This window comes from Rhodococcus sp. OAS809 (assembly GCF_040546695.1).
In the GTDB taxonomy this organism is placed as follows: Bacteria; Actinomycetota; Actinomycetes; order Mycobacteriales; family Mycobacteriaceae; genus Rhodococcus_F; species Rhodococcus_F qingshengii.
This window is the reverse complement of sequence record NZ_JBEPOI010000001.1, coordinates 383,054-404,157: the sequence shown is the minus strand read 5'-3', so window position 1 is coordinate 404,157 and position 21,104 is coordinate 383,054. Positions and strand designations below refer to the sequence as shown.

The following is a 21,104-nucleotide window of genomic DNA, read 5'->3' as shown; positions in this document are numbered from 1 at the left end:
TCTCCCCATAGCGATATCAGCGGGCCGCGGCCTGGATATGCGCGAACTCGAAACCCTCGAAGTCGTCACTGGCGCTCTTCTGGATTTCCTGGAAGTACCCGGCGGCTCCACCGAAGTAAAAAAGAACGCGCCGTGGTTTACCTGGGATGTTGGCGCCGAGATACCAACTGTTGACGGATGCCCCGCTGGGCAGCAATGTCATGTTGAAGATTTCCTCCACATGCGAGGTCCACTTCTGGGTGGCATCGGCGCTCGGCTGCATGCGGTCGTATCCGCGTTCCTTCATGTGCGTCAGGGCCAACCCGAGCCACTCGACGACTTTTTCGATGACGACCGGGATATTTGCGTATGCGCTCTGTGGGCCGCAGATCATGAACATGTTGGGGAATCCGGGGGCGCCGATGCCCAGGTAGGTTTCCGGTCCGGCGGCCCAGCATTCGGAGAGCTTGATTCCCTGTTCGCCTCGGATGTCGATGTTGTTCAGGGCTCCGGTGACAGCGTCGAATCCGGTAGCGAAAATGATGACGTCGAACTCGTAGTCGTGATCGCGGGTGCGCAACCCGGTAGAAATGACGGACTCGATCGGATTGCTGCGGATGTCGACGAGATTGACGTTCTCACGGTTGAAGGTCTCGTAGTAGTTCGTACCCGAGGGCGGCCGTTTGGAGACATAGGGGTACCCGCGGGGGGTGAGTAGTTCTGCAGTGCGGGGGTCTTCGACGGTCTCGTGGATCTTCTTTCGGATGAATTCCGCCGCCGCATCGTTCGATCGCTGGTCAAGGATGAGGTCGTCGAAAGTCTCGAATACAAAATGGAAGCCACCGTTCTGCCATCCTTCTTCGAAGATACGATCGCGTTCGGCATCGGTATCGACATCGTCGAACATCCGGCCGGCAGGATCCATGGGGAAGCCGAAGACATGGCTTCGCGCTTTGGCCCAGACCTTGGCGTAGTCCGACTTGATCCTGCGCCGGAACTCCTCATCGAGATCGTGATTTTGTGCTGGCATCACATAATTCGGAGTGCGCTGGAAAACGGTCAAGTGGTCGGCGGCGGCGGCGACATGCGGGATGGTCTGGATTCCAGAGGCGCCCGTTCCCACTACAGCAACCCGCTTGCCGGTGAAGTCCACTTTCTCCTTCGGCCATCGGGAGGTCAGGTAGACCTCGCCGTTGAAGCCGTCCACCCCTTCGTACGGGGGTTCTTGGGGAACGGACAGGTGACCGAGGCCTGTGAAGAAGTAGGTGCAGGTGAAGTGTTTGCCATCGCCAGTGGCAATCGTCCATTTGTTGTCAGCCTCGTCGTAGGTGGCAGCTATGACACGTTGACCGAAGCGGATATCTCGGCGGATGTCGAAGCGGTCGGCGACGAATTTTATGTAGCTCTGCACTTCTTCCTGGCCGGGGTAGCGCTCGGACCAGTTCCATTCCTGTTCAACTTCGGGGAACGGGAAGCAGTACGACCAGCTTTCGCTGTCGGTTCGTGCGCCCGGATACCGGTTCCAGTACCAGGTTCCTCCGATGTCGGTTCCTGCTTCGAGCGCGATCGCGGACATTCCGAGTTTGCGCAGTTCGATCAGCATTCGGACTCCAGCGAAACCAGCGCCGATGACCAATGCGTCGGTGTGGTTGTACTCGGTGGCCGCCGGTGCCTGTTCTTGACTGGACATCCAGTTCACTCCTCGACTCGTATCGTTTCGTTCGTACATGACAGTGCTGTGGGTTGACAGGCCGCGAGGCCTCAATTCAATCCGAGACGCCGACGAAGCCATGTGCCCGCAGCATTGATGGAGTGGTCGGCTTCGGGAGCACGACCGGCCATAAAGGTGAAAACGTGTTGCTGGTCGGGGGCGATGCTGAAGTCGACGCTGACGCCTGCCCGTTCAGCTCGTTCGGCGAGCCGCTCGGCATCGCTGAGCAGGGCTTCCGCGTCGCCAGCGGTGACGAAGAGCGGCGGCAGGCCGGTGAAGTTTGCGTACAAAGGGTTTGCCAGTGGGTCGGTGGCTGAGCCACTGGCGCCCAGGAACATCTGCGACATCATTGTCACGACGTCCCTGCTGATGAGTGCGTCGGTGGCGGCGTTGGACTCGAGGGTCTTCCCACGATGTTCCATGTCCAGCCACGGGGAGAATGTGATGATCGCGGCGGGAAGCGCCTCCCCGAGGTCGCGCAGTTTGAGCACGGTGGTGATCGCCATGTTGCCGCCGGCGGAGTCCCCGGCTGTTGCCAGGCCCTCGGAGGGGAATCCTTGTGTACGTAGCCACCTGTACGCGGCGATTGCGTCATCGATCTGCGCGGGAAACGGGTGCTCCGGAGCCAGCCGATAGTCGAGGATCAGTGTACGGACACCGGCGGCCTTCGCCAGATGTGCTGCCATTTTGCGATGGCTGGCCGCGGTGTTGCCGATGAATCCTCCGCCGTGGGTATAGAGGATGGCTCGGTCTGTCGGAGCTCCGACGGGAAGAGCCCACAGCCCATGCACTTCCCCGGCCTCCACCTCGGCGTATGTGACGTCCTCCGGTTCCTTCGCGTTGACGGCGAGTTCTTCGAATATCGATCGCATCGCGGTCAGGCTCATTTCCGGATTAGCGGCCAGCCTCTCGGTGATCGACTGGAAGTGCGCTTTCAACACTTCCGATTCAGCACTGGACATCTGAGTCCTCCTTGACGCGTGTGTGAGCGATCCGACCTCGGGGCGTGGTGGGAAAACCGATTGCCGCCAGAGCGGTGCATCTTCCGAAGCCAGGGACCTGAGTTCCAGTCCATTACCTGACCCAACGTGATGGTAGTCACATCTTGATTGGTGAGTCAACTGTCAATGTCAAACGGCTATTCAGATTGTCAAATATTTCGATTTATACGGGTTGAACACCCTAAATTCATACTTGACTGACGAATCAGATTAGTGTTTCATCGAAGGCGATACCGACAATCACGTACCAAATGAGTCGAGTCTGGGCTCCGCGTCGGACCAGACAACCGCCCCACGAACTCGCCGGACCATGCCCTGCTCATGGGTGCGCAGTTACGTCCGTCGGAGACATCGGATGCGTTTCCAATTGCCAACCTCTCGCGGCATCACCACACGTTCTCCACGAGTCTGATCGAGGTGCACCAATGACGACCATTTCCACACGACTCGATTCCGGGTCCGAGCAGTTTCTGCTCGATCGCCAGACGATGCTCGACGCCCTGAAACCACTTGAGTCCCTGGCGAACCGCGTACTCGAAGCCGGCGGAGCCAAAACCGTCGAACGCCATCGGTCCCGAGGGAAGATGCTCCCGCGCGAAAGGGTCGATCTCCTACTCGACGAAGACGCCCCGTTCCTCGAACTCTCCTGTTACGCAGGCGCCCATGACCCTGACGAGCAGCCCGGCGGGCGGCTCATCACCGGCATCGGCCCTGTCTCCGGAGCGGAATGCATGATCATCGCCAACCAATCAACGGTCAAAGGCGGCTCACTCAACCCCGACGCGGTCACCAAACAGCTTCGGGCACTCGAAATTGCCGAACGGAATCGCCTGCCCGTAATCACCCTGGTCGAATCCGGCGGCGCTGACCTCCCCCGCCAAGCCGACATCTTCGTTCCCGGCGGCCAGACGTTTCGGGAGCTCACCCGCCTCACCGCAGCCGGAATCCCCACAATATCTCTAGTTTTCGGTAGTTCGACCGCCGGCGGCGCCTACCTGCCGGGAATGAGTCAATACACCGTGCTCGTCAAGGAGGCCGCCTCGGTGTACCTCGGCGGCCCGCCTCTGGTGAAGATGGCTATCAACGAAGACATCGACGACGAATCACTCGGCGGCGCAGAGATGCATGCACGGGTCTCGGGCCTGGCCGATTACCTCGCCCACGACGAACGCGATGCCCTGCGGCTGGGCCGGCAGATCGTATCGGCTCTGCAGTGGACCAAAGCCGGCCCGGGCCCGTCCGTACCAGCCGATGCCCCCCTCTACGACCAGGAAGAATTACTGGGCTGCGCGGCCGCCGACACCAAACGCCCCGTCGAGGTCCGTGAAATCCTTGCTCGGACACTGGACGGCTCCCGTTTCGACGAGTTCAAACCTCTCTTCGGCACCCAACTCGTGACCGGATGGGGTTCGATCGCCGGCTATCCCATCGGCGTTCTAGCCAACAACGGCATTCTGTTCTCCGACGAAGCGAACAAGGGCGCCCATTTCATTCAGCTCGCCAACACCCGTAATATCCCTCTCCTTTTCGTGCAAAACATCACCGGATTCATGGTCGGCTCCGCCGCCGAACGGGGCGGCATCATCAAGGACGGCGCCAAACTGATCAACGCCGTCTCGAATTCGACCGTCCCACATCTGACCCTCATGATCGGCGCCTCGTACGGCGCCGGAAATTATGCGATGTCCGGTCGTGCATATGACCCGCGTTTTGTCTTCACCTGGCCAAATCACCACATTGCCGTCATGGGTGGCACCCAGCTCGGAGGTGTCATGTCGATTATCAGAAAAGTCGCGGCGCAACGCTCCGGCTCGACGTTCAGCGATGCCGACGACGTCCAGGTACGCCGCGACATCGAAAAGATGATCGACCGCCAGTCGGGGGCGGTATACGCAACCGGTCGGGTGTGGGACGACGGGGTAATTGATCCCCGCGACACGCGCACCGTTCTCGGCTTGGCCCTCTCCGCTACTCATTCCGCACCCGTGACCGGCACGTCCCGGTTCGCCACCTTCCGAATGTGAGAAGCTCGTGAATCACCGTTCGATCAACACACTGCTCATAGCCAATCGCGGGGAAATCGCACGACGCGTCATCCGGACGGCCCGCGTGCTGGGAATCCGCACAGTTGCGGTGTACTCCGATCCCGACTCCCGGTCACCGCACGTATTCGATGCCGACTTCGCTGTCCCGATCGGCGGCGCAAGCAGCGCCGAGTCGTATCTGGTGTGGGAGAAGATCCTCGAGGCTGCCCGCCGGACGGGCGCGGATGCCATCCATCCCGGGTACGGATTTCTCTCCGAGAACGCCGAATTCGCCGAAGCATGTGAGTCCGCCGGCATTCTCTTCGTCGGGCCTAGCCCTGACTCGATTCGCGAAATGGGCCTCAAGGACCGGGCGAAGCAGTGGGCACGCAAAGCGGACGTCCCAGTCCTCCCGGACGCAGTCATCACCGGAGACGACACCGAGGCATGGCAAATCGCTGCTGCCGGTGTCGGTTTCCCGCTCTTGGTCAAGGCCGTTGCGGGCGGCGGTGGCAAGGGCATGCGCTTGATCGAATGCGCCGACGACGTGGTCGAATCGATAGCCTCGGCCCGCCGCGAAGGCGCCAACCTGTTCGGCAATTCCACGGTATTCCTCGAGCGATATCTGAAGTTCTCTCGACACATCGAAATTCAGGTTTTCGGCGACCACCACGGCAGCGCAGTACATCTGGGGGAACGGGAGTGCTCCATCCAGCGCCGCCATCAAAAAGTCCTCGAGGAAGCACCTTCATCCGTCGTCACCGACGAGATGCGCGAGAAGATGGGCTCGACAGCGGTGTCCTTGGTCCGTGAACTCGGATATGTCGGTGCCGGCACCGTCGAATTTCTCTTCGACGACGAAACGGGAGGCTTCTACTTCCTCGAAATGAACACCCGACTTCAGGTCGAACATCCAGTTACCGAGGAAGTTACAGGCCGGGATCTCGTGGCACTACAGTTGCGGGTCGCCCGCGGCGAACCTCTCGGATTCAGGCAGAGCGAGGTCCGCATCGCCGGGCACGCGATCGAGGTTCGCCTCTACGCAGAAGACCCCGCCAACGGCTACGTGCCCACCCCCGGAACTTTGCACCACTACACACACCCTGTGAGACCAGGTATCCGATACGAGGACGGTGTCTCCGCGCCTGCCGAAATCTCACCCTTCTACGACCCGATGATCGCGAAGATCATCTCCTACGCCGACAACCGCGCTGACGCGGCCTCCGCGCTGGCCTCCGCGATCGATGCCACACAGATCCACGGAGTGAAGACGAACCGTGATTTCCTGTCCTCCTTGCTACGCGATCCCGATTATCTAGCCGGAAAAACTCGCACCGACTTCCTCGAACACCGCCGGCACCTGCTCGATCCGCCGATGGCAACTGCCTGGCCCGTTCACCTGGCCGCCGCGATAGCCGTCTCGACCGCTCGGCGTGCCGATACCGATCCCGTCCGTGGACATGCCCGTCCCGGATTCCGACCCCTCGCCGCCAAACTGTTGACCCGTGCAACCTGGTACCGGGCGACCACCGAAGATGCGCTTCAGATCGGGTACAGACTCGGGTCCTGGGGCGGGGACACCGACCTGTTACTCGACGTCGACGGCGAGCTTCACGATTTCGCCCTCCGCGACCTCGACGACCACTCTGTGCGGATCCACTACGCAGGGGTGGACTATCCCTGTACCGTGCGGACGCACCCGGACGGCTCTGTATGGGTCAACGACGCCCGCAGCCAGTCCGGGTGGCTACCGCAGTCGCGGCTGCCAGATCCAGGTAAGGCGACCGCAGCGGCACGCGGTCCGATCAACGAGATCCCAGGAACAGTCGTCGACATCGCCGTCAACGTCGGTGACAGGGTGACCGCCGGCCAGAAGCTGGTTGTCATCGAGGCCATGAAGATGGAGCACCCGGCCACCGCAGCCATCGACGGAACGGTCGAGCAGATTCACGTCACAGTCGGACAGTACGTCACTGCGCATAGCATCCTGATCACCTTGGCGGCGGGAGAACAACCGTGAGCACCCCCCATTCACTACGAATCGCCAACTGTTCCGGTTTCTTCGGCGACCGCCTCGCTGCCGCACACGAAATGGTCGACGGAGGAGCCATCGACGTCCTGACCGGAGACTGGCTCGCAGAGCTCACCATGGGAGTCCTGGTCAAACAACGCAATCGTGCCCGCGATGCCGGCTTCGCTCGGACATTCGTTCACCAGCTCGACGAGGTACTCGCTACCTGCCTGGACCGGGATATCAAGATCATCTCGAACGCGGGCGGTCTCAACCCGCACGCCTGCGCCGCGCAGATCGTCGACATCGCCGAACGCATCGGTCGGACTGTCCGAATTGCCGTGGTCGACGGTGACGATGCCACCCAGGCATTCAGCGACGCCCGCCGAAGTGGTTGGGACGCTCCCCATCTCGATACCGGTCAATCGTTCTCCGAGTTGGGTCAGGACCCCGAGGTCGTGAACGCATACTTGGGGGGCTGGGGAATCAAGGAAGCCCTCGACGCCGGTGCCGATGTGGTGATCACCGGCCGGGTGACCGACGCCGCGATCATCCTCGGCCCCGCTGCATGGCATTTCGGCTGGTCCCGCACGGACTGGGACCCGCTCGCCGGTGCTGTCGCCGCCGGGCATGTGATCGAGTGCGGCGCCCAAGCCACTGGCGGGAACTTCTCCTTCTTCGGCGAGGTTGCCGAAATGGATCACGTCGGCTTTCCCATCGCCGAGATCTCCGCTGACGGCTCCTCGGTCATCACCAAACACCAGGGCACCGGCGGACAAGTCACCGTCGAGACAGTGACTGCGCAGTTGCTCTACGAAATCGACGGGCCCCAGTACGCCAATCCTGACGTGATCGCTCGTCTCGATACCATCCGACTCGAACAACTCGGCACCGATCGCGTCCAGATATCAAGTGTACGAGGAGAACCCGCCCCGGCTACTGTCAAGGTCGGCGCATTGGTTTCCGGTGGCTGGCGTAACGAGGTGACCTTCGTGCTCACCGGAACGAACATCGACGCCAAGGCCGATCTCGCCCAGCGCGCGTTGTGGGCGACGATCCCAGGAGGACAGCATTCCTTCCGACATGTCGTCACGCGCGTCTTGCGTGCTGACCGGCCCGATCCTTCAACGATGACCGAAGCCGTCGCCCTGTTGACGATCGCTGTGACCGATCCTTCTCGGGAAAAGGTCCACGCTTTTCCTCGCGCTGCTATCGAGACCGGCCTGGCCAGCTACCCCGGCCTGTACTTCACCGCACCTCCCACGCCCGGAAGCGAAATTACTGTATTCTGGCCCACCTTGATGGCCGCTGAGATCTTTCCCCAGCGGATTACCCTGTCGGGGAACATCATCGAAGTGCCTCCGGCCCCGACCTCACCCGACGCTTCACCCATCGCTCCGCCGACCTCGACACCAGTAGAGCCCATCCCCGGCCCGACAGCCCGACTTCCGCTGGGCACTGTTCTCGGTGCCCGATCCGGAGACAAGGCAGGCAACGCGACACTGGGTGTGTGGGCCCGCAGCGACGACGCCCACCGATGGCTTCGCTCGTGGTGGACCGAAGACACCCTGCGCGACATGATCCCTGAGGCAGCGGACTGCAACCTGCGAATGTGGGAGCTGCCGCATCTACGTGCCTGCGGAGTGACCATCGTGGGGCTGCTCGGGCGCGGGGTGGCCGCCAACCTCGACCTCGACTCCCAGGGCAAAGGGCTTGGAGAGTACCTGCGCGCCAAACACCTCGACATCCCCACCGCGTTGTTGCCGCCGCTCGAGGCACAGACACCGGCCAACCTCATTGCCACCGAAGCGGTGTGAAGGGTATGCACACTCTCCACACCACCACCCGCCTAGCGCACCTCACCGTCGATCGCGGAGTCTCCACAATCACACTCGACTCACCACACAACCGCAACGCACTGTCCGCACCGCTCCGAACACAGTTGCTTCAACTTCTCGAGAAAGCGCTCGCCGACAAATCGACACGCGCGATCGTATTGGCCCACACCGGACCGACGTTCTGCGCCGGCGCCGACCTGAAAGAGGCCCGCAATGCGGACACCACCAGATCCGCTGAGGAACTCGCCGCACTCCTCCACAATCTGATGACGTCGGAGAAACCAGTGGTTGCTCGCCTCACTGGCCCCGCCCGCGCCGGAGGCATCGGACTCATCGCCGCCTGCGACTTCGCGATCGCAGCAGACACCGTCACCTTCGCATTCCCTGAGGTACGGATCGGAGTAATCCCGTCGATGATCTCAATACCGCTGCGGCTGCGTGTACAGCCCTCAGCACTGCACCGGCTGTTCTTGACCGGAGAAACATTCGACGCGCGCTATGCAGCAAACATCGGCCTGGTCAGTGCGGTGGTCTCGGAAACACATCTCGACAGCACAGTCACCGAGCTCACCGATTCCCTCCAACTCGGCGCGCCCCAGGCCCTCACCGGCGTCAAACAACTTCTATCCCCGCCGGCGGAAATCTTGTCAGACCAGTTCGAGCAGATGCAGGCCCTCACCGCCCGCTATTTTGCCTCACCAGAAGCACGAGAAAGGATCCGCGCCTTTGCCGAAACGCCCTCCAACGTGACCCCGTCCGCCACACTCACATTTAGCGAAACATTCTGCCAAAGAATGGAATCAACGGAGATCTGACCGAGATACCTAGATCCGCCTGATCTCCCTCAAACAATAGCGCCACCGATTCGAGGCGACCTATTCAGCCATTCGGCCAAGACTCCAATCGCTACTACCGACTCGTCCAATCCAGGAGGTATTCCCGTGTCCACCGACAAGAACAAAGAAATCGTTTTGAACGCATGCGCCTACATCAGCGAACGCAACTTTCCCGCCCTCTTCGATCTCATCGACGATGAAGGATCGTGGACGCTACCGAACCGGCCAGACCGCTTCCAGTACGGCGGCCGAAACGACAAGGCCGGAACCAAAGCACTCCTCGAAGGATTCCTCAAGCCGTTCACCGACTTCCGATTCGACGTACTCACCATCACCGCGGAAGACGACCGAGTAGTCGTCGAAGCCACCACCCACGGCACAGGGCCGGGAAAAGCAACGTATAACAACAACTACCTCATCATGTTCAAACTTCGGAACGGAAAATTGGTGGAAGTGACAGAATCACTGGACCCGTTCCAAGTCCTTGCATACGTCGAACAGCTTCCTGCCTCCTAGTCCGCCCCAGGCGAACCAACAAGGCTGCACCGACGGAAATCCTCCACCGGGTGGGGGAGCCAGCGCTCGTTGTCTCCCCCACCACGCTCGCGCCGTCCTCGATCAAATCGATTCCACGGCAGATCATCCCGCAGCCATTGTCACCCCAGATGGGGACTCGCACCCCGGGGGTCGACTTCTCTGACCCTGTTGATGCGGTAGAACTTCTACCGTGCATCGGTTGCAACCGAACTTTTGCCTAGACCAGCCTTCTGTTCAACAGCGAGTTGCTCAACAGTACCGGATCGTCCACCACACGCCGGAAACCCACTCAACCCACATCGAAACCCTGTGTGATCAACTTGCTTGCGACAGAACTACTTACAGGACGTAGCCCACTTTTCGCACCCTATCTACTAAGCAACGTCCTTAACACGGAGGGCAGCGAGCATCTCGACCTGACGCTCGCGTCCAACAGTCTCATACCCGATCACCGTCACAAATGGCGCCAGCATTATCAACATCAGTGACATCGCAAACGGCGCTCCGATCACCGCAACTGCGACCGCCGAGACGAGAACTACCGCCGTAGTCGCAATCAATATGAGGTGGAGACGATCCCCCGACGACATCAACGCCGCGTGCAACGAGTACACGATCGCCAGGTACAAGGCAACGGGCACCGCCAGCGAAAGCACCACCGCCACCCCGCCGAGAACGCTGTGATGCTCGAGGTACAAGCCAGCAACGTGCAGGCCCGCCCCAGCCCCCGCCGTCCCGATGAACAGCGGGATGTGGCCGTATCCGAACAGATAACCGCGCCCGCGTCGACGCTCGAGCATCTCTCCGAACGGTGTGATGAAATACGCCCACCACAAGCCGAAGGTAAGGCCGACCCCCGCCACCACAACGGCGATGGTATTTACGGTCCATGTCATCCCGTCCGATCCCCCCAGCAATCCCGCCGACGACGCGACAGTGCCGACGACGCCCTCGCCGAGAGTGATGATGGCAAACAGTCCGTACCTTTCCGCGACATGATGCGGATGCCAGGGCGTGCCGCCCGCAGCACCTTGAGCGATTACGGGCAACAAGAGTTCCAGGGAACCGATCACGAAAAGCAGAGGAATGAGGACACCGTTCGGCAGTCCGGTGAAGGCGACAACCACCCAACCAACCTGAGCAATCACTATCCACCGGATGTTTGCCCATGCAGTGACTCTGTACTCGGTTGACGAGCGAGCAGCACGCCACCATTGGAGCACCATCGCCAACCGCATCACCACGTAACCCACGACCATGAGACGCATTTCGAGGTGTTCTCCGACCTCGACGGAGTGGAACATCGGCGGGATTCCCAACGCGAACACCACAACGCCGATCATCTGAATCATCGTCAGAGTGCGGTACAGCCAGTCATCGGTGTCGAATGCTGATCCGAACCAACTGAAGCTGATCCAGGCCACGCAGATTGCAAACATCGCCAGAACAAAGGCCGCCGTCGCCGAGAACACATGTCCTGCCGAGAGCATCTCGGCGAATTGCGACGCGGCAGTGCCGACCGCGACCACGAACGTCAAGTCGAACAACAACTCCAACGGAGACGAAGCACGCCCTTGCTCACTCGGGTCGCGGCCGGTCATAGCGATCAGACGCGACCGCATACCCTCCGCCTGCCCACTGCATAAATCGTCGGTACTCATTGTTGTCCTATTCCGTCGTTCGTCTTCTGCGGAGAAGTACGCCCGCCCTCGTCGGTATTCCTGATCGGCGGCCGACTCGAGGGCGCAACGGGTCAAGGCGTAATCCGGGGGTCCGTTCATTTGTGTTCGGGCCGTCCCGCGCTCTCGACACCGTTGATGCCAGACGCTCGCCCCAAAATTGTTGCAGTTCCGGGAATTGCGCATATATCTGTGAAAACTGGAATGTGGTCGGGTCCTCTCCGAATGCGAGCCCGACACCGCCGTACCGCTACTATCTCGATCGCGACCCGGGTTTCAGTATGACCATCAGACGCCCGCGGGGAACTGTGGGAAGTGAAGGTAGGCGTTGTGATTCGCATCCGCTGAGCTGAGCGTGCGCGCCGATTCCAGCTTGGGCAGCTATCGGTCGTCGCGGCCGAGCACGAGGCCACCTACGGCCGCGACGACAGATGCGGGAAGGAAGTTGGCCACCAGGATCGGAAGTTCCTCAGCCGCGGAGTAACCCTCGTGTACGCCCCATGCCATGTTTGCGATCGTCGTGATCGCCCACATACCCACAAATGCACCTGCTGCCCGGCGCACGCCAATTGCGGGGCTTCGTGCTCCGGCCGCCAGGAAGACCAAAGCTAGTAGAATGCCCACAGAAATTATCACCATAGTTCGCATGGTCACACTGTGACACACATTGCGCGAGATCGCCGAAAATCCTTTAACTACAGCATGTTACGGTCATCAACACGAATGAAACGTTAGTGTCCTGGCCGCCCTTTGGGTGGCCAGGACACTAACGCAACGGCCCTTTCGGTGAGCGTCTACGTGCACGCATCGAGAGGTGCAGGGCGAACTGTCACACAGTGGAACAACCGTCCCCGAATATGTCGTGTGCGCCCTCAGGCCCGAATGCTCATCTTCAACACCTTGTTTGCATCGGCAGTGAAGGTGAAGGTGCTCGGTCCGTTAAATCCATTGCCGCCCACTTGCGCGACGAGGACCACCCCGGAGCCCGTGACAGCGACATCTCGGACCTCCAAAGTGACTTGCTTGCCAAGGAACTCGGCATCACTCCATGCCCGGATCTCGTCTCGCCCGGTAAATTCGCGGCCCCAGTCGTCGACTATGCCGTCGAAAGTGAAGGCATCGAGAAAACACTCGACATCACCCGCGTTGGTGGCATCGATCAAGCGAGCAATAGGAGCGGACACTGTCTCGGTCATCGGATTACGCCTTCCCTGGCCCTGTCCTGGGCCTGTTGGATATTCGGATCCAAGTCAGCGGGTGGTGTAGCCGCCGTTGGCGAAGAGAGTCTGACCGGTGATCCACCATCCCTCGTCAGCGAGGAACCGGACGATCGGCGCGATGTCTTCGATCTGCGTGAGCTGATTCTTCATTGCCTGTGACTTGTGGAACTCCACTCGCTCCGGCGTTTCCTGACCGTAGAAGAAGGGGGTGTCCATCGGGCCGGGGGCAATGCTGTTCACCGAGATTCCGCGGGCGCCGAACTCTTTGGACGCAGCACGGGTGAAGTGCTCGACCGGGCTCTTACCACCTGCGTACGTCGAGTAGCCGTCGGTGAACGCCGCCAACAACGCGGTTACGATCGTGATGATCTTACCGTCGTCGTTGAGCCGTTTGCCAGCCTCCTTGATGAAGAAATAGGCAGCTTTCGCGTTGATATCGAGCATCGAGTCATACTCTGCTTCAGAGGTTTCCAGGATCGGCTTGCGCAGAACCTTACCTGCGGTGTTCACCGCGATGTCAACGCTGCCGAAAGCATCGATCGCGGTGTCGAACAACTTCTCCACGTTCGACACCTGTGTCAGATCCGCCTGAACCTTGACCGCTTTGGCGCCTGCGGCCTCGACTGCGGCGATAGTCCTGTCGGCGTCCGCTTCACTGCTGCCACTGTTGTAGTGCACTGCAACATTGACACCCTGCCCGGCCAACGTCGTACTGATCAAGCCGCCGAGGTTCTTGGCACCTCCGGCCACAATCGCGGACTTGCCCTGCAACGAATTCGACATATCTGGTCCCGTCCTTCGAGGTCGTGTGTACGCGAAGAGATCATCCTGACCGCCACACGCTATCTTACTTCAAAGTAAGATCGCTGATAATTTACTGAATACCTACAGTCGCCGTCACGAGATGTCGCGATGCAGGCCGACCCAACCGCGCTGGGTCATGACTCCAGGCGTCGAGTCCAGTTCACGCTACAGTGAGTACGCACAAGCCAAAAGCATCGCTTATTGGTGTTTCGACAACTATTGCTTGTGCTTACCTGGAATCGAAGGAGTGGTACGTGAGTGACATCGACGATCCATCAGAAACTGCCCGTGCCGCAAGTTCGATCGATTTTCGTCGTCTCTCGCAATTCGTCGCCGTTGCCGACAGCGGAAGCCTCACCCGGGCAGCACATTCGTTGTTCATGACACAACAAGCGATGAGTGCGGCGATGCGTCAACTCGAGAAGCAGATCGGCACAGCACTTTTCGCCCCTCACGGCCGCAGCCTCGTCCTCACCCCCGCCGGACACAAGCTTCGAGAAGGAGCACCCACTTTGCTCGCCGCAGCGGAAGCGCTCGCCACAGCTACGCGCCAAGCCGCACACGAGCGGGTACCAGCGTTCGTCGTAGCGCATACTCCCGCTATCACCGCCGAAGAAGCCTTCCATCTGATCACACCGGTTCGCCTTGCCTCGCCGGAAGTTTCCATCACGGTGCGACAAATGTTCCTCGATGACATCGAACGAGGATTGTTCGATCACACAGTGGACGTCGGACTGCGCCGGGGCGTGAGTACACCGTCCGATCTTGCTGCCGCTGTCCTCGGATACAACGAACTCCGCATTGCTGTCGACGCATCACATCCGCTCGCAGAACGTCCGGACCTCGCGCTTGCGGACATCGCGGATTACACCTTGATCGTCTGGGCACCGCCCATGCATTCCTTCTATACCGACTTCCTCATTTCATCGTGCCGTCGGGCAGGATTCGAACCCACACACACCGTGAACCCCATTCAAGGAACACCACCGGTCACAGCCGTCGCGGGAAACGACTACGTAGCCCTGGTCACCGCCACGCCCGGCCCAGCACTCGAAGGAAGGGTCGTCGTAAAGAGCTTGACCGACGCCCCCAAGGTACCGATGCAAGCAATCTGGCTGCCGCACACCATCTCCCAACCCCGCAATGCACTTCTGGAGACTCGGCCCGGACCGTTCACTCAGCCGATTTGACCCACGACGGTTCGCTCGGCGAACCCTGGCGCAAAGTTTCACCGTTGTGACGCTCATACCCGTCACAGGCGTCGTTGGCCCAAGAGGGCAAGGCTCAACCCTGACTACGTCCCGAGCTAAGGCTTCGGCTCCAGCAAATGTGCTACCGCTCCCACGATCCCACTGAAGACGAATTCTGATGCCAGTTGACCTCTGATGTCGTTGCCTGGCTCCTCGGTGAGTATCGATTGCCGGGCTCCGTAGATGCATGCGCCGACGGAGTATGCGGCAATCTCACGGGCGCGAGCGTTCGCATCGTGATGTCCTGCAGCGACGAGCGTTTGGCAGATCCGGATGGCATTACGTTCGACGACGGTATCGATAAATTCGGTGTGCCGTCCGAGCGGGCCGCCGGTATCGAACATCAGCCGAAAGCCGTCGGGGCGTTGGTCGGCGTAGTCGAAGAACGCTTGCACATGAGCGCGAATCTCGCTGCGGTTGGAGAGATCCGTCGCCGAATCGTAGGCTCGAAAAAGAAAGGTCTCCGCATGACGGAGTTCACGGTCGAGACAGGCGTTGAAGAGTCCTTGCTTGTCGGTGAAGTGCTTGTAGAGCGTGGGTTTGGTGGTGCCCGCGACAGCGGCGAGCCTATTTACCGTTGCAGCATCGAACCCCTCGTTCGCGAAGACGGTAGTGGCAGCGACAAGTATGTCGACGACGGCAATCTGAGTGCGTCCATGGCGACGGGGCGCCGGACTCCGCTCGTTGGTGGTGGCGTTCATCACTCGCGACTCTACTGACTTTCTGCCGATCCTCAATATCGGATTTACCGTTCGGTATATCTGTGGTAGACAGTACTCCCGTCAGCGAGTGTGATTCACGTCATCAAGGAAGCGGTGTTCGGCTTGTCATATCTTCGGCAGACAGTAGGAGCTCTTTTCCTCGCGGGCGCAGTGTTCGGGACGGGCGTGGCGCCGGCGCTCGCCACCGCCGATAGCGAACCCTCGACTGCGACCAGACATGAATGTTCGGCGCCCCCGTCGGCGCCCGACGGGTTCGAGCATGCCCGCCCAGAGCAAGTGGAGATGGACGGAGCTGCATTACAACGCGCAATCGACTTCGCCACCTCGCGTATGCGCACCAACATCCAGGTTTTTCGGTACAACTGCCTCGTCGGCGAGGGCCCGTTCAACGACATATCCGGAAACATCCCAGGAAACCTGATGAGTGGCACCAAAAGCGTCGTTTCGATGATCGCCGGTGTTGCGGTGACCCACGGGCTTCTCGACGTCGAAGCACCCATCGGCAACTACTTGCCCGAGGACGAAGGTGACACTGCGCACCGAGCGATCACGGTTCGAAGCCTGCTGACGCAAAGCTCGGGTCTCGACCAAGCAATCCTGTCAGAGGCGTTTCCCAGCCTCCTTGATATGACGGTCAATGCGCCGAAGACTGCGCTCGACGCGCCGATCCTTCATCCTCAAGGCGAAAGATTCCAATACTCACAACTCGGTCCAGACCTGCTCGGGTACGTACTGCAAAATGCGGTCGGAGAGGACTTGCAGAGCTTCGCACAAAGAGAATTGTTCGATCCGATCGGGATTGCTCCGAACGACTATTACTGGGCCCGCGATCGAACTGGGCACACCTACGGATTCGCGCTGTTGTTCTTGCCGCCCAACGATTTCGCGCGGCTGGGAATGCTGATGGCGAACAACGGGTCCTGGAATGGACGTGAGGTGATCTCAGCGGACTACATCGCCGCGCTGCGCGAACCTTCCGCCTCCAACCCGTGTTACGGATTTCTGTTCTGGCTGAACAAGACACCCTGCACGGGCCCCAGCGTTCCATCGACGAAGACAACAGACGTCGCACCGATGGCGGGCCTTCCCGACGACGGATACGCCATGGTCGGCTTCCTGCAGCAGAACAACTTCATCATCCCGAGCTTAGGACTCCAGGTCACATGGACAGGTCTTCTCGGTGACGTTTCGCCGGATCCCAGCACTGTATTGAGCGCCTCACTCGCCAGCGAGCTGTACTCGAATTTTTTCAATGCGTTGAGCGCGGCGCTGCCCCAGGAGGGCCTTATGGTTCCGCCGTACGTCCCGCAGATGAATCTCGACCTCGACCCGGACGGTCTGTTCGACATCGACATCTCCTCCCATGCACTCGGGCTCGGTCCGAACTCCGACGAAGCGGCACGCTCGCCGCTGTCCGCAGCGCCTCCTGGCTGCGTGCTGCTCGTGTGCGCCCCCATCAGCCCGCAGACGCCCCATCGAATCGGACAATAGCCCAAACAACCTTTCGCTGTGCATCCCGTTCTGGCGGCAAGTTTCTGTATTCAATGCCCATCGACGTCACCCACGACCGGAACGACGACAGTCCGTGTCGTAGGTGGTCACCCATGATGACGTCGAACGCATTTGAACGCCCAGACCTTCTATCTATATCTCGCTAGTTACCTTAGAGTTAGCCACCTCTCATACGACAAAAAGACAGGGCGGTGACAGCGTTGGACTCGACAACAGAACGGCGTCCAGTTGCCGAATCGGCAGCACTGCTCGCTCCTGGGCCGGCATCGCGCTCACCGCTTGACCTGCATCGAGTCACGCAGTTCGCGACAGTTGCCAAGCATCTGAACATCACCAGGGCGGCGAGCGAGCTCTACCTCACACAGCAAGCGGTGAGTGCGTCGATCAAATCCCTCGAACGGGACCTCGGGGTTAACCTGTTCACGAGAGCAGGAAAACGCCTCGAACTCACCTCGTCGGGTATCGTCCTCCGCGAGGGAGCCGCACCCCTTCTGGATGCAGCATCCGCGCTCACTCGACGAATCCACGCCGCCCAGACATCACAAAAGCAGCCGCTGACAGTAGCGTTCACCTCCGAGGTCATCGCCGATGACCTCGCCGACCTCAGCATCACCGCAGTGGAGGTTCTACCTGAAACAGCGATCGTCCTGCGGCAGATCGCATTCGAAGAACTCCACACCGAACTGCGCAGCGGCCGAGCCGACATCGCACTGACCCGAAGCAGAGCCGACGACGACCATCTGGCGTCGACGGTCATCGCACGAACTCCCATCACCGTCGCACTTGCCCGCGAGCACCGCCTTGCCGACTGCGACGGCATCGCTTTCAGCGAACTCGCCAACGACACCCTCATACTTCCCCGCGACGTCAACAGCCCCCATGCGCATTTCCTAGTCGCGATCTGTCACCAAGCGGGGCTCGAACCTTCCACCGCGACAGCAAACTTCCAAGGCATCACTCCGACCGCTGCGGTCATCGGAACCCCTTACTACGCACTCGTCACGGCCGCCCCCGGCCTCTATCATCGCGGACAAGTCGCAGTCATCACCGCTTCTCCGGCACCGCTCGCGCCACTGCAGGCACACTGGCTTCCCCACACACACAATCCACTACGACGCACACTCCTCGACGCTCACCGTGCCCGCCACAACAACGCCGAATCTTTCGGCTCGACCATCCCCTCCCGATGAGCACTGTGAACGAGAAGCACCACATGGGTCGATGATCGCTTGGTCTGATTTCATCGCCCAGACGTCGTCGGTCGCTGCATGCGATGCCCCCTCCTATGGGCGCCGTGATCGGGGCGCCGCTGAGAGAGTCACGCCGCGACGCGATTGCGACATAATTGCTCTGCGCGAATCAGATATGACCGATAAGGACACCACAGCCCCGCCTATGATCGCCGTCGGAACCCGAGTGCGACTTGCCTTGGACTCCAATGACTTCCGCGGGTGTGAGAACCAGCGCCACGAAGCGGTCGTAATCGAAGAATATGCGAACATGGCGATGGGTCCGAACTCTGTGGGGCTGGCGACTGAGCCTTCTCAAACGACGACAGGCACTTCTAACGACCAGAGTCACCGTAACTTGAGCGCTAGTATTGCTCTCTGCGTACGCCAATCGGGACCCCGATAATCGCTTCCAAAATTCCCGAGGAGTGGAATACGCTGGTCGCGTGTGTGAAAGTTCGGGTCGATGGCTCCGACCCCGACCCCGACCCCGACCCCGACCATCGGGCCGTACCACGCTGCAACCTGCACTCGTGCCGTTTACCGCGAATACGCCGGAAGACCGCCAACCGAGATCGAAGCGGCCCTCCTCCGAGTCGTCCGCGGCTGATTAACGCGAAAGAATTGACCTTCACTCTTTACAACGCCATTGGTGATCGCCCTTTACCTACCGGCCACGAGGAAGGGCGATCCGAGACTGAGGACCTGCATGGTCTCGCTCGCACAGAATCCGGTTGACGCTGAGCGGTTTACGGCGCGCGACAAAAGTGCGCCAGCCCCGGAACTCCGCACGCAGTTCACCGAAATCAACTCCACAACCGTTGCCTGTGCTCCAAGAAATAGTCCAATCTTCGGCGACGCGTTCGTGACAGTCCGAGCACAGACGGTGCAGCCGCGCGAGTCGGTGAATGCCTTAGCACCGTTCGGCGGTACACCCGACGCTCCGGATCACGGTATGGAGACGCTGCTTGAGATCGCAGACGCTGTTATGCACCAGGCGAAACGCAAAGGGAAAACGGAACCATCGGGTGGCAAGTGATCGCTGCGGAGGACCGCCCGCAGCTCTCGGTGGGTCCTCCAGACCCGGCGGCCACTAGGTGGGACGAAGTTGACGGCGCCGCCCGTGCTCCCACGCACTCAGAGGAACCGGACAGTTCACGCGCCGCGTGCACAAGCTTCGCGTAAGCCGGCTCCGAGGAGCCCCCGCCTACCTTCCGTACGCGGTAACTGAGTTCGCCCACCCGAATATCGGGACTTCAGCCCTCCCCGACACTAGAACAGCAAAGGACTTTTCCCTTTGCGCCCGTCGCGGTCTCACGAACTCTAGCGACGTCGAGGAGAAGAACCACTGCGGCATTCCCGCAGACAATGATCGTTCGGAAAGATTCCCTCGCCTATTCTAGCGGTTCTTTGTTCAGATGCCCTTGTACTCGAGGACCGAACCGATGACCCGTTCCTGTTGTTCGGACGTGAGCATGGGCCACAGCGGGAGCCGAAGGATCGACGCGGAGAACTCGGCGCTACGCACACACGGCTCCGGTGTTCGTCCGTAGCGCACACCGGCCGCACTCGTATCGAGCGGAATGTAGTGGAACGGCGCCACGATTCCGTCGGAGGCGAGATGCCGAATCAAGCCGTCGCGGCTCTCTTCGGTAGGCATCTTGAGATAGAACAGGTGCGCGGTGTGCTCGCGATCTTCGGGAACCGCCATGGGAACGACACCGTTCTCGGACGCCCACTCGCCCAGACTCACGCTGTAGGCATCCCAGACGCGATGCCTGGCCGCCTGAATCGCGTCGAACTCCGAGAGTTGTGCGTCGAGGACAGCGGCATTGAGTTCACTGGGCAGATAGCTCGACCCGATGTCCTGCCACGAATACTTGTCGACCTGGCCGCGCAGGAAACGCGCACGGTCGGTCCCCTTCTCACGGATGATTTCGGCGCGGGTCATCAGTTGATCGTCGGAGAGCAACAGCGCGCCACCCTCGCCGCAGTGAACGTTCTTGGTGTCGTGAAAACTCTGCGTACCGATAGTTCCGATGGTGCCGAGCGCCCGCCCGCGCCACTTTCCGCCGAGCCCGTGAGCGTTGTCTTCGATCAACGCGACGCCGTGGAGTTCCGCGAGGTCGAGGAGGGGTTCCATGTCGGCGGCGACTCCGCCGTAATGCATGACCAGTACTGCTTTCGTTCGTTCCGTGATTGCCGCTGCGACGCAGTCGGGATCGATATTGCCGGTACTCGGATCGATGTCGACGAAAACAACAATGGCACCGCGCAACGCGACGGCGGTTGCCGCCGAACTGAACGCGAAGCTCGGAACTATTACCTCGTCGCCCGGGCCCAATTCGAGTAGCAGCGCACCCAATTCGAGTGCGTGCGTGCACGAGGTGGTCAGCAGAGCATGCGTGGATCCGGTGATCGCTTTGAGTGCTGCAGTCGCGGACTTGGTGAAACGTCCGTCACCGTGAATGTGATCGGACTCCAGAACCGTTGCCAGATTCGACAATTCGTTCGATGCCCGATAGGGGCGGGAGAAGATGATGCGATCAGTGCTCACAACAACCTACCAAGGAAAGGATACGATCGCGCGGAAAGCCATGCATCCCAGCCGAAGCCTTCGGCGTGTTGAGTGAGCTAGAAATGAACGACTCCGACCACTTGCTGGACGATTCGCAACATTTCCACCGGCAGGGTGAACAACGGTTTGACAACAACAGCCTGAAAAACTTCTGTGCTCGACACGCGAGACTC

The 21,104-nt window shown here is 60.4% G+C and carries 17 protein-coding genes; 9 read left to right on the top strand and 8 right to left on the bottom strand.

All coding sequences use genetic code 11. The annotated features are described in order from the left end of the window. Positions 1-16: 16 nt before the first annotated feature. Together ABIE52_RS01955 and ABIE52_RS01950 are read right to left on the bottom strand one after the other, a co-directional pair. Positions 17-1,669, bottom strand: coding sequence for a flavin-containing monooxygenase (locus tag ABIE52_RS01955; RefSeq protein WP_037134878.1), 1,653 nt, complete (start codon positions 1,667-1,669; stop codon positions 17-19). A gap of 71 nt (positions 1,670-1,740) precedes the next feature. Next, on the bottom strand, positions 1,741-2,652 hold the full coding sequence (locus ABIE52_RS01950; protein ID WP_019749946.1) for an alpha/beta hydrolase: 912 nt from the start codon (positions 2,650-2,652) through the stop codon (positions 1,741-1,743). A gap of 464 nt (positions 2,653-3,116) precedes the next feature. Here ABIE52_RS01950 and ABIE52_RS01945 point away from each other — a divergent pair, with 464 nt between their 5' ends. The 5 genes from ABIE52_RS01945 (at position 3,117) to ABIE52_RS01925 (ending at position 9,916) form a co-directional block, all read left to right on the top strand. Next, the gene (locus ABIE52_RS01945) at positions 3,117-4,715 is read left to right on the top strand and encodes an acyl-CoA carboxylase subunit beta (protein ID WP_019749947.1); all 1,599 of its coding nucleotides are present in this window, start codon (positions 3,117-3,119) and stop codon (positions 4,713-4,715) included. Positions 4,716-4,722: 7 nt separating this feature from the next. Then, complete coding sequence (locus ABIE52_RS01940; protein WP_080910990.1) at positions 4,723-6,735, top strand: acetyl/propionyl/methylcrotonyl-CoA carboxylase subunit alpha; 2,013 nt, start codon at positions 4,723-4,725, stop codon at positions 6,733-6,735. After that, positions 6,732-8,543, top strand: coding sequence for an acyclic terpene utilization AtuA family protein (locus ABIE52_RS01935; protein WP_080910991.1), 1,812 nt, complete (start codon positions 6,732-6,734; stop codon positions 8,541-8,543). Before ABIE52_RS01940 ends, ABIE52_RS01935 begins: the two co-directional genes overlap by 4 nt. Before the next feature lie 5 nt (positions 8,544-8,548). Continuing rightward, positions 8,549-9,379, top strand: a complete 831-nt coding sequence (locus tag ABIE52_RS01930) for an enoyl-CoA hydratase-related protein (RefSeq protein WP_019749949.1) — start codon at positions 8,549-8,551, stop codon at positions 9,377-9,379. 126 nt (positions 9,380-9,505) lie between these two features. Then, positions 9,506-9,916, top strand: coding sequence for a nuclear transport factor 2 family protein (locus ABIE52_RS01925; protein ID WP_019749950.1), 411 nt, complete (start codon positions 9,506-9,508; stop codon positions 9,914-9,916). A gap of 395 nt (positions 9,917-10,311) precedes the next feature. Here the strand turns inward: ABIE52_RS01925 and ABIE52_RS01920 are convergent, their stop codons facing one another. The 4 genes from ABIE52_RS01920 to ABIE52_RS01905 all read right to left on the bottom strand — a co-directional run bounded on the left by ABIE52_RS01920 (position 10,312) and on the right by ABIE52_RS01905 (position 13,619). Continuing rightward, positions 10,312-11,598 carry a low temperature requirement protein A gene (locus ABIE52_RS01920; protein WP_241896171.1) on the bottom strand — a complete coding sequence of 429 codons (1,287 nt, stop codon included), beginning with the start codon at positions 11,596-11,598 and terminating at the stop codon, positions 10,312-10,314. Between the two features lie 399 nt (positions 11,599-11,997). After that, complete coding sequence (locus ABIE52_RS01915) at positions 11,998-12,240, bottom strand: hypothetical protein (protein WP_354541412.1); 243 nt, start codon at positions 12,238-12,240, stop codon at positions 11,998-12,000. 248 nt (positions 12,241-12,488) lie between these two features. Next, positions 12,489-12,812: a nuclear transport factor 2 family protein gene (locus ABIE52_RS01910; RefSeq protein ID WP_029538874.1), complete on the bottom strand. Its 324-nt coding sequence runs from the start codon at positions 12,810-12,812 to the stop codon at positions 12,489-12,491. A gap of 54 nt (positions 12,813-12,866) precedes the next feature. After that, the gene (locus ABIE52_RS01905; RefSeq protein ID WP_019749954.1) at positions 12,867-13,619 is read right to left on the bottom strand and encodes an SDR family oxidoreductase; all 753 of its coding nucleotides are present in this window, start codon (positions 13,617-13,619) and stop codon (positions 12,867-12,869) included. A gap of 275 nt (positions 13,620-13,894) precedes the next feature. On the opposite strand from ABIE52_RS01905, the gene ABIE52_RS01900 reads away from it, so the two are divergent. Next, complete coding sequence (locus ABIE52_RS01900) at positions 13,895-14,830, top strand: LysR family transcriptional regulator (RefSeq protein WP_019749955.1); 936 nt, start codon at positions 13,895-13,897, stop codon at positions 14,828-14,830. A 116-nt stretch (positions 14,831-14,946) separates the two neighbouring features. Here ABIE52_RS01900 and ABIE52_RS01895 read toward each other — a convergent pair whose 3' ends face one another. Continuing rightward, positions 14,947-15,591 (bottom strand): TetR/AcrR family transcriptional regulator, encoded by a 645-nt coding sequence (locus ABIE52_RS01895; protein WP_192712992.1) that lies wholly within the window; start codon positions 15,589-15,591, stop codon positions 14,947-14,949. 90 nt (positions 15,592-15,681) lie between these two features. Here ABIE52_RS01895 and ABIE52_RS01890 point away from each other — a divergent pair, with 90 nt between their 5' ends. The 3 genes from ABIE52_RS01890 (at position 15,682) to ABIE52_RS01880 (ending at position 19,392) form a co-directional block, all read left to right on the top strand. Beyond that, a complete protein-coding gene (locus ABIE52_RS01890) occupies positions 15,682-17,103 on the top strand; it encodes a serine hydrolase domain-containing protein (RefSeq protein WP_019749957.1) in 1,422 nt (473 codons plus the stop codon). Positions 17,104-17,315: 212 nt separating this feature from the next. Further along, positions 17,316-18,314 carry a LysR family transcriptional regulator gene (locus tag ABIE52_RS01885; protein ID WP_019749958.1) on the top strand — a complete coding sequence of 333 codons (999 nt, stop codon included), beginning with the start codon at positions 17,316-17,318 and terminating at the stop codon, positions 18,312-18,314. Positions 18,315-19,062: 748 nt separating this feature from the next. Beyond that, entirely contained in the window at positions 19,063-19,392 is a 330-nt protein-coding gene (locus tag ABIE52_RS01880; protein WP_037134843.1) for a hypothetical protein, read from the top strand. Positions 19,393-19,767: 375 nt separating this feature from the next. Here the strand turns inward: ABIE52_RS01880 and rffA are convergent, their stop codons facing one another. Continuing rightward, entirely contained in the window at positions 19,768-20,910 is a 1,143-nt protein-coding gene (gene rffA, locus ABIE52_RS01875) for a dTDP-4-amino-4,6-dideoxygalactose transaminase (protein WP_192712993.1), read from the bottom strand. Positions 20,911-21,104: the final 194 nt, after the last annotated feature.

What these genes read in the sequence shown, in the direction of transcription:
- ABIE52_RS01930 (WP_019749949.1), top strand. Translation starts at nt 8,549, where the DNA reads ATGCACACTCTCCACACCACCACCCGCCTAGCGCACCTCACCGTCGAT.
- ABIE52_RS01950 (WP_019749946.1), bottom strand. Translation starts at nt 2,652, where the DNA reads ATGTCCAGTGCTGAATCGGAAGTGTTGAAAGCGCACTTCCAGTCGATC.
- ABIE52_RS01880 (WP_037134843.1), top strand. Translation starts at nt 19,063, where the DNA reads ATGGTCTCGCTCGCACAGAATCCGGTTGACGCTGAGCGGTTTACGGCG.
- ABIE52_RS01920 (WP_241896171.1), bottom strand. Translation starts at nt 11,598, where the DNA reads ATGAGTACCGACGATTTATGCAGTGGGCAGGCGGAGGGTATGCGGTCG.
- ABIE52_RS01905 (WP_019749954.1), bottom strand. Translation starts at nt 13,619, where the DNA reads ATGTCGAATTCGTTGCAGGGCAAGTCCGCGATTGTGGCCGGAGGTGCC.
- ABIE52_RS01955 (WP_037134878.1), bottom strand. Translation starts at nt 1,669, where the DNA reads ATGTCCAGTCAAGAACAGGCACCGGCGGCCACCGAGTACAACCACACC.
- ABIE52_RS01910 (WP_029538874.1), bottom strand. Translation starts at nt 12,812, where the DNA reads ATGACCGAGACAGTGTCCGCTCCTATTGCTCGCTTGATCGATGCCACC.
- ABIE52_RS01945 (WP_019749947.1), top strand. Translation starts at nt 3,117, where the DNA reads ATGACGACCATTTCCACACGACTCGATTCCGGGTCCGAGCAGTTTCTG.
- ABIE52_RS01895 (WP_192712992.1), bottom strand. Translation starts at nt 15,591, where the DNA reads ATGAACGCCACCACCAACGAGCGGAGTCCGGCGCCCCGTCGCCATGGA.